This window comes from Paraburkholderia sp. RL17-381-BIF-C, from assembly GCF_046026435.1.
Taxonomy (GTDB): Bacteria; Pseudomonadota; Gammaproteobacteria; order Burkholderiales; family Burkholderiaceae; genus Paraburkholderia.
Map to the genome: position 1 here is coordinate 19,600 of NZ_JARESX010000084.1, position 8,810 is coordinate 28,409.

At 61.9% G+C, this 8,810-nt stretch carries 5 protein-coding genes; 1 reads left to right on the plus strand and 4 read right to left on the minus strand.

Features of this window, described 5'->3' with window-relative positions; genetic code table 11:
• Positions 1–3: 3 nt before the first annotated feature.
• The 3 genes from tagF to P0D70_RS31695 all read right to left on the minus strand — a co-directional run bounded on the left by tagF (position 4) and on the right by P0D70_RS31695 (position 5,969).
• Entirely contained in the window at positions 4–996 is a 993-nt protein-coding gene (gene tagF / locus P0D70_RS31685) for a type VI secretion system-associated protein TagF (RefSeq protein WP_091801911.1), read from the minus strand.
• Positions 993–4,874, minus strand: coding sequence for a type VI secretion system membrane subunit TssM (gene tssM, locus P0D70_RS31690; protein WP_408187380.1), 3,882 nt, complete (start codon positions 4,872–4,874; stop codon positions 993–995). The genes tagF and tssM overlap by 4 nt, the downstream gene beginning before the upstream one ends.
• A gap of 249 nt (positions 4,875–5,123) precedes the next feature.
• On the minus strand, positions 5,124–5,969 hold the full coding sequence (locus P0D70_RS31695; RefSeq protein ID WP_408187381.1) for a M15 family metallopeptidase: 846 nt from the start codon (positions 5,967–5,969) through the stop codon (positions 5,124–5,126).
• A 124-nt stretch (positions 5,970–6,093) separates the two neighbouring features.
• Here P0D70_RS31695 and P0D70_RS31700 point away from each other — a divergent pair, with 124 nt between their 5' ends.
• The gene (locus P0D70_RS31700; RefSeq protein WP_408187382.1) at positions 6,094–7,035 is read left to right on the plus strand and encodes a hypothetical protein; all 942 of its coding nucleotides are present in this window, start codon (positions 6,094–6,096) and stop codon (positions 7,033–7,035) included.
• A gap of 244 nt (positions 7,036–7,279) precedes the next feature.
• On the opposite strand, the gene P0D70_RS31705 is transcribed toward P0D70_RS31700, so the two are convergent.
• On the minus strand, positions 7,280–8,236 hold the full coding sequence (locus P0D70_RS31705; protein WP_143048391.1) for a LysR family transcriptional regulator: 957 nt from the start codon (positions 8,234–8,236) through the stop codon (positions 7,280–7,282).
• Positions 8,237–8,810 lie beyond the last annotated feature (574 nt).

Below are 8,810 nucleotides of genomic sequence, written 5' to 3' on the forward strand. Positions count from 1 at the left end.
GTGTCACGCTCCCGTGAATGCTTCGCGGAACGTGTCGATGCTGACGCGCAGCGACAGTTGCGGTTGGTCGAGGTAACTGACGAGCTTGCTGATGCCATGATCGTTCTGTGCGTGTTCGTCGATCCACTCGGGGTCGTCGATATCGATGTTATGTGCCGCATACGACTGCGGATCGACCACGCTGTGCAGCGTTTTGGCCGACGCGCCATTAAAGCCGATGATGAGCCGCTCGCGCTCGGCAATCGTGCCGATGAAAATCGCCAGTTCGAAATCCGCCTGCGCGACGAACGGTGCGATCAGTTCGAGCCAGAACGCGGCCACGAGACTGCGGTAGAACGGATCGTTCGGCAGCGGCAAGGTCAGCCCGCGTTCGAGATGCGACGAACCGCTTTGCATCACCGGACGCAGCAGCGAGCCGAGCGCGAGCATCGCGCCGCGCAAACGCACCGGATGGCCGCTCGCGAGCAGCATCTGTTCGAGGCCCGCGAGCGTTTGATGCTCGACGAAATCGTTGAAGGTGCCGTCGTGCGGATTGCCAGGGCCGCCGCCGATCTCGATCGGCACCTGCATGTCGCCAAGTGCCTGCAGCGCGCCCGGCGGTTCGCTCGCGCCAAGCAGCGGCTTCATCTGCGCCGCGACGCGCGACCACAGCCGCGCGAAGGCAAGCGGGCTGTGCGCGAGAAACGTCAGCGGCTTTTCGACTTCGAGCGCGGTCGCGGCAAGAAACGGAAAACGCCGCGAGGATTGATCGTGGCTGGCCATCATATGCCCGGCAATCGCCAGTTTGCTGCGTGAACCGAGGAACGCGAAGTGCATCGGCTTGGCGTTTTCGTAGACGATCTTCCAGCGTGGATCGTCGCTCAGCAGTTCCATGGCTTCCGCGATCCAGCGGTCGAGCGTGGCGAGCAGCTGCGGATTATGGGCGCTCTTCACAAAGTCGCCGCGCGACGGGATCTTGCCGAAGTAGGCGATTTGCGCCTGCACGGTTTGCGTCATTGCGCACCCCCTGTATTCGAAACCGCGGCGGCGGCCGTAGCCGGACGCGCCGCTTGCGAGGCCGGCGCGATCGCGGGCGCGGCGCCCGGTGCACCCGCGGCGGTCGCGTTGACCGAATTCGCCGCCGCGCTCACATCCGCCACCGAGGAGGGCAGCCGCAAGCCGCGCAGGCTCTGCTGTTGCGGCGCATCGCTCGTGCCGCTCGAAGCCTGCGACGTGCTGATGATGCGCATGCTGACCGCCACCGTCACGCTGCCTTGCGTCCACGACAGATCGAACGTGCCGTCCGGACGACGCTTGCGTTGCGCCGAATTGATCAGCTTTTCCAGGCCGTAGCGGCCCGGTTCGTTGACCAGTTGCAGCGTGCGGCCGTCGAAGGTCGTGGCGTTCAGCGTCGCGCCCGGCGAACCCGAAGGATTCGGCCATACGAAGTTGGTCCACTGCGGCGGCGTGTTCCGGTAGCGCATCTGCTGGCCGTCGATTGCAAGCGTGTATTCCGTCGTGCCGCTGCTCGGCTGCGGCAAGATCTGGAACACGGTCTGCGGTTCGGACGAACTCTGGCCCGACGCACCGGCCGCGCCGCCGGCAAGCGGTGCCACCCAGCGCGCGAAGCCGTTGGTGAAATCGGGCGTGAGCGCGAGGCCCATATCGCCCCACGTCCGCGCCGTCAGCGTGTCGCCACGGCGCACCGCGAGCGGCCCGAGCGTGGTGCCGACGAACTTGGCAATCGCGCCGTCCGGACCGAACACCTGGGCTATTTCGCCCGCGCCGGCTTCGACCTTCGCGTCGCTCGTGAATGGATACTTGTTGGCTAGCGAACCCTGGAAGCTCTGATAAACCTGCGCATTCCACACCTTGTTGACTTCGACGCTGGCCGGCTGGATCACCACCGCGTACGCCGCCATCAACGGGCGCACGAGCAGCGGGCGCAGTGCTTTGCGTTGCGAGTCGGTGAGACCGGTGAGCATCTGTTCGTCGACGTATTTCAGCGAATCGGCAAGCTCGGAGCCGCTGCCGTCGAGCGTCTGCTGCATCAGTTGACGCGCGCCCGGTCCCGGATCGCCCTGATTCTTGATCACGTTAAAGCGTGTGCGGACCTTCGACAGCGTGTCCATATAGCCCTTGAGCATCGAGCCATTGTCGCCGCTTACCACGATGCGGCCCAAGGCCGAGAACTCCTGCCCGATCGGACCCATCGGCATCTCGACCGGATTGCCGTTGATATCGATATTCGCGTTGATCTGGCCGGTCGGCGCCCGCGAGAACCAGTTCTTGAACCAGCTCGTCACGCCGGTTTGCGCGCGCTTCAGGTTCGCGTTGAAGAGCGAGGGGTTGTCCCACGAAGTCTGGTCGTACGCGGTTTCGAGCACCTTGCGGATCGGCGAATCCTGCGGGTCGCCGAGACGGTTCATCGCATCCACGGCCTGACCGAAACTGCCGAAGCTCTGCACCGCGATGCCTTGCATGAACTTCTGCCAGTGCATGGCGTACTCGGTCTTGTACATCGTGACGAGCGCTTTCTGGATCTGCTCGGGACTGCCTTCCAGCGTCAGGTCGTCGTGGGCTGACGTGTTGAGCACCCAGTCCTTGGCCTGCAATTCCTTGGTGGCCGCGTCGCGAATGGCGGGCTGCACGTACTGGAACCACGCTTCTCGCGTGAAGGTGCCGGGAATCGCGTAACTGCCCGCCACCAGCGCCGTATTGTTTTCGCCGACAATGCGCGCGATCGTCATCGGCGCGAAACGGGTCGATGCGCGTGCCTTGATTTCTTCGTACACGCGTTGACGGGCCGGCATGCCGCGCACCACGCGGCGCAGGTTCTCGCGCGTCTGGTCGACGAGACCGAGGTTCTGGTCGATCATCGGCCAATCGTCGTCGGACACGCGCGAAAGGTAGAAGGTGATCATGCGTTCCGCGCTGCGGATCATCTCGTCGCGCGGCATGTTGCCGCGATTCGTTTCGAGCCAGCCGCGCCAGAAGCGGGCAACCTGGTCGGTGAGGTGAGCCGTTTCCACATGACGCTTGTCGCTCAGCATCAGGTAGGTCTTGAGTGCGTTGTACGCATCTTCGACGTTGGTCGGCGAGGCATCGCTATAGAGTCCACCCTGGCTGTTCGCGCTCATGGCCGAATGCGTGGAGACCGGAATCGCGGCGGCGTCCGGTGCGCGGTTAAGCGGCGCGAGTTGGTCGGGGTGTGCGTTGACGTCCTTCAGGAAGGAAGCGAGATTCTGCGAGACCGGGTCGAGCAGGATCTGGCGCACGCCGTTGTAGTACTCGGTAAGCAGACGCTGTTCGAGCCGGTCGCCCTGATAGAGGCCGAGCGATACCGCAAGCGGCTTGTCGCGCCGGAACTGCTCGAGCTGGTCGATGCGGTCCTCGAGCACGTCCATGGCCTGCAGCCGCGATTGCAGATCATTGCGGTTCTGCTGCAGGCGCACCACGTTGTCGAGGTCGGCCTGCACGTTCGCCGTGAGTTGCTGGTTGTTGACCGTCGACCAGGTCCAGCCGCCGAGCGCCAGTGCGAGCACCGCGACGAAGCCGAAGAAGGTCGCATAACGCATGCGCGTTTTCGCGGGGCTGGCGAATTGCCTGACCGTTTGCCGGTCGGCGAAGATCACCTTGGAGAACAGGTCGCGCAGAAAGAAGCCGTTCTTCGAAAACGCGCTATGCGGCTTGGGCAGGCTATCGGCGCTCAGACCGAAACGGTTCGCGATGCGTGTGGCCGCGGCGCTATTGGTCTCGCCTTCCTGCAATGCACTGGTGAAGTAGAAGCCGCGGAAAATGGGCTTGTACTGGAACGGGTTGGTCTCGAACAGTGTGGCGAGAAACGCGCGCAACGCAGGTTTGATGGTGGAAAATTCGAGCGGAAAGCTCAGCTGACCCGGCGAGAGCTTATTGCCGCGATTGATCGACATCTGCGCGACGCTGATTTCTTTCAGGCCGTCGTACAGCTCCTCGAAGTGCTCGTCGAAGAGACCCACCACGTCGCGCTTTTCGTCCGGCTCGTAGGGCAGGGTGGCGCCCCACACGCGGTCGTATTCGTGACGGTCGCTGCCGCTGAAGAATTCGGTGAAGCCGGTAATCAGGTCGGCCTTGGTGAACATGACATACACCGGCGCGAAGACTTCGAGCTTCTCGGTCAATTCCTGCACGCGTTGGCGCAGATTCTTGGCGAGATTGATCGCGAATTCAGGCTTGCTGTTGGTCAGCTCCGCAATGCTGGCCGTGACGATAATGCCGTTGATCGGCGCCTTCGGCCGGAAACGTTTGAGCAGGCTTAGGAAACCGAGCCATTCGGTGCGATCTTCCTCGTGCACGGAATAGCGCCCCGCGGTGTCGAGCAGAATGCCCTCGGTCGTGAAGAACCAGTCGCAATTACGCGTGCCGCCAATGCCGTGAATCACCGCGTTGTTCTTGTCGGCAAACGGAAATTGCAAACCCGAATTCAACACTGCGCTGCTCTTGCCCGCGGCGGGGTTGCCGATCACGATGTACCACGGCAACTCGTACAGCGCCGAGCCGCCCGAGACCTGACCGATCTTCGAGGTCTTGATGGTCTTCACCGCCTCGACGAGGCGCGTGCGCAGCACGTCGAGTTCGGCCTGGCGCGCGGGGGTGGGCGCGGGGCCGGCTTCAGTCTGCTTTTCCGCCTGCTGCTCGAGCATTTCGCCGAGCTTGCGGTTCGCGCGCCGCGCGCGCAGACGGCGTACCACCCATACCAGCAGCCACAGCGCGACCACGACGCCGAGCGCGATGGCTGGCCACATCAGGTCGATCTGCAAGGTATCCGCGCCGATGAATAGAACAGCAGCGAGCGCGAGCAAGCCGATGATCGAGAGCGTGCGTGTGTGGGTCAACACGTTGAGAATGCGTCGCATAAGCCGTTCAGGTCTGGGTGATGAATGTCGTGGCGCGTGCTGTGGCGCACGGCATGGTGCGCGTATGGCGTTTGAAATAAATCGAGTGCATGTTCAGGCGAAAGCGAATACGGCAAGATTGTTAAATCCGCGAAAAAAAGCCGCAGAGAATGTGATCGGCGCAATGCCGTTATGCATGCGGCATTGCCGCTTTTCGCCAGAAAATCTGATTGAACGCCCCATTGTCAACCTCTTATTCCCCGCTTTGCCCTAATGACCGCGCCCGAGGACGAAGCCGGGTTTGTGATATTCGACGTGCCCGAGATCCATCATTTTCCAGCGCCCACCCCACGTCAGACCGACCTGTTCCGCTGTCTGTCCGTATAGCTGATAACCTCGCATGGCCCAGGGATCTTTTTCTGAAATGACGAGTTTGCCGTCGCGCAAAAATGCATTGTCCGCGGCAAGCCCGTATTGGTGGTAGCTTTGAAACGCTGCGGCATTAGTGACGTTGCCCCCCATTTGCGCCAGCCGGTTTTGCCGCTCCGGACTGCGATAACCTTCCAGTAAGGCCATTTCATACCCGTATTGCTCGTGCATGATTTTGTAGACGAGCAATAAACGTGTTCTGAAATCGGCATCGAGCAAATTCCAGTCGCGGCTCGCGTCTTTAAGCGCGGGCCGGATCTGCTCGACTTCCTGCGTGGCAAATACCTCCGGTGGCAGCGGCGGCGGGGGCACGAGCTGTTCGCCGTTCAATAACGCGGCAATTTTCTCGTCCGGTACCCGCGCAGTGTCATCGAATTGGAATAATTGCCGGCCGCGTAAAGCCAATGCCACCAATGGAGGCGTCGCAAGAATACCTGTGGTGGTAAAAATCAGCAAGCGCCGCTTTACCAGTAACTTTTGCATATCGATTGCGGTCGATTGCGAAATTTTTGCCGAGCGCGCTAATTGGCCGCGTGCGCGAGATGCACTTCGCGATGCTCCGCGCATAAAGCGACCGTGAATAGTGAGAGCCGCGTCCAATAAAGAGGCGCGTACTGCCGGCAATAGCAGCATTGCGGCGATCACGACGGCGAGCGCGAAATAGGCGAAAAGTACTACGGCAATCAAAGGCGACCCCGGAAATTGGAAAGAATTGTATTTTGCAATGCTTGCTCTTAGAATCAGGCCTGCTCTGAGAGGAGCCGGAGCGTATTATCACGGCGAAATAATCCAGGATTCAATGAGACAGTGAATGAGTGCGCCGGAAAGTTCGAATTCCAAAGCCCCGCCTAGCCTGTTATCCGATAAGGCTAAAGGCGCTGATGGCAATGGTTCGCGAATTCTTGCGAACCTCGAAGGCCGCGTTGCGCCGCCTACGGAAAAACCACGCCGGTCGAAAGCGGTGCTCGCGCTGGTCGCCTTGCTCGTGATCGCAGCCGGCGGCTGGGGAGCGTGGCATATGCAGCAGCGCGTACAGAGCGAGTCGCTGGCGGAGGTCACGCCTGCCAGCGTCGAGAAGGCTGCCGCGCCCGCGGTTGCTGCAAGCAACGTGCCGCAGGTTGTCGCGAAAGCAGAGGTGCCGGCCGCGGCGTCGTCGCAAGCGGCGACCATCGTTGCCGACGACAGCGATAGCAAGGCCGCTGCGGCATCCGCCACGGCGCCCGCCAGTGGTGACGCCAGCCGCCTGTCGCGCGCGCTTGCCGACGGTGCGGAACCGAGCAGCGCACCTGCACCGGTTGCATCCGCAACGGCTGCTTCAGCGGTCACGGTGCCAGCGGCGAAGCACGGCAAAAACGCGACGGCTGTAGCCTCCAAGGAGAAGCACGAGAGCGCGGCGCACGGCAAGAAGGAAAGCACGGCGGCCGGTAACCGTCACGCGAGCGCGCCGACTGCGGTCGCGCAGTCGAAGAAAGCGCGCGCGACCAGCAATGCTTCGAAGGATGATTCGGATGCCGATCTATTGGCGGCTCTCGTCGCGCGGACCAAACCGGCGGACACCAAGCCCGCGGCAGAGGACACGGCGACCAAGGTCAGTGCGAGCGCTGCCGGCAACGCCAAACTGGCTGAACGCGTGAAAGAGTGCGGCAAGCGTGGCTTCTTCGAAGACCAGTTGTGCCGCTGGCGCGTATGCGACGGTCACTGGGGTAAGGATCCGGCCTGTCCGGCTTCGGCGCAGCAGGCACGCCAGCCTTGACGCATTCTTTATTTGCCACGCAAACCGTGGTGGATGGGGGAAGTGAGCGAGCTTTGGCGGCGAGTCTGGCAACGCTGCGTGCTATACGCTTTGCATGCCTACGCGATTACAGAAGACGCGTCTGAATCGATTTTATAGTCGGGATTGTCTGGTTTCATGTCGATCTGCTGGCGCGGCCGAGGCCGATCACGCTGCGAAACCGACGGAATTGTCGCGCGGACTGCGCGCCCGCATTGAACCCGCTTCAGGCGGGATGCAGGCCGCGCAGTAACTGACGGACACGCGACAGATCCTGATCGACGTGCTCCGCTTTCTCGAACAACTCCGCCAGCCAGTCGACGAACGCGCGCACGCGTGGCGAGACGCGGCGATTCTTCACATACGCGACCGAGACCGGCATCGGCACCGGCTTCCATTGCGGCAGGACTTCGCGCAAAAGTCCAGAATCCAGATAGGGTTGCGCGGCGATGCGGGCGGGCTGGATCAAGCCGAGGCCTTGCAAGCCGCAGGTGAGATAGGCCTGTTCGTCGCTGACTTTGACGAAGCCTTTTACCTTGACGTTTTGCGCTTCGCCGTCCACTTCGAAATCGAAATCCACTTCGCGTCCGTTGTGCGGCGACATGCAATTGACGGCCGCATGTCCGCGCAAATCGTCGAGGTTCGTGGGTGTGCCATGACGGGCCAGGTAGGCCGGACTCGCACAGGTCACGTGTTCGAGCGTGCCGAGTTGGCGCGCGACCAGATTCGAATCCGGCAATTCGCCTAGCTGGATGCTGCAGTCGATTGCTTCGGAGATCAGATCGACGGTGCGGTTGCTGATGCCGATAGCGAGATCGAGGTTCGGGTAGCGCGTGTGGAAGTCGTCCAGGGCCGGCAGGACGATCGTGCTTGCCACCGCGCCGGGCATTTCGATACGCAGGCGCCCGGTCAGGTTATCCGTGGCGTGCCGGATGCTGGCTTCCATTTCGTCGATGTCGGCGAGGATTTGCGCGCAGCGCTCGTAGTAGGCCGCGCCTTCGGGTGTAATGCTCAGGCGCCGCGTGGTGCGGGCGAGGAGAACTGTGCCTAGCAGCGCTTCCAGATTCTGGACGATGGTGGTCGCCGTGGCGCGGGGAATGTTGAGGGATTCCGCTGCGCGGGTGAAGCTGTTGGTGTCCACGATTCGGATGAATGTGCGCATTGCGGTTATTCGGTCGATCACGGGTTGTGCTCCAGTCTGGGGTTGGGGGTTGGCTGCGGGGCGGTTTTTGTTTGTGACCTTCGGGGTGTTGGCCTTTCCTTGATTTCGCTGTGGTCTATTCGCGTTGCCCCTGTGCGGGGCGGCACTTACTTTCTTTGCCGCCGCAAAGAAAGTAAGCAAAGAAAGCGGCTTTACACCGCTAGCTCATAAGCGGGTCCCCTGGCTTGGAGGGGGGAGTGGCGCATCTGGAATCCGCGTTCTCGCACATTCCGCCCCGGTGACAAGGCAGTCATGCTTCCGGCGGCGCTGCGCGCGCCGCAGCGGTCTTCATTGAACAGTGGCCTTAGGGTGTCGCCGAGGCGAAGCCGACGGCCCCCACGGCGTTAGTCCTACTGACGGGTTCCCGCGCATACCCGTCCGCGACGCACGCAGTGCGGAGTGGGAGCGGATGATGGCTTTGTCACTGGAGTGGAATGTGCGAGGGCACGGATTCCAGATGAACCACTGCCGTGGCTGTGCGGGGGACCCGCTTAAGAATTAGCGGTGTGAAGCCGCTTTCTTTGCTTACTTTCTTTGCGGCGGCAAAGAAAGTAAG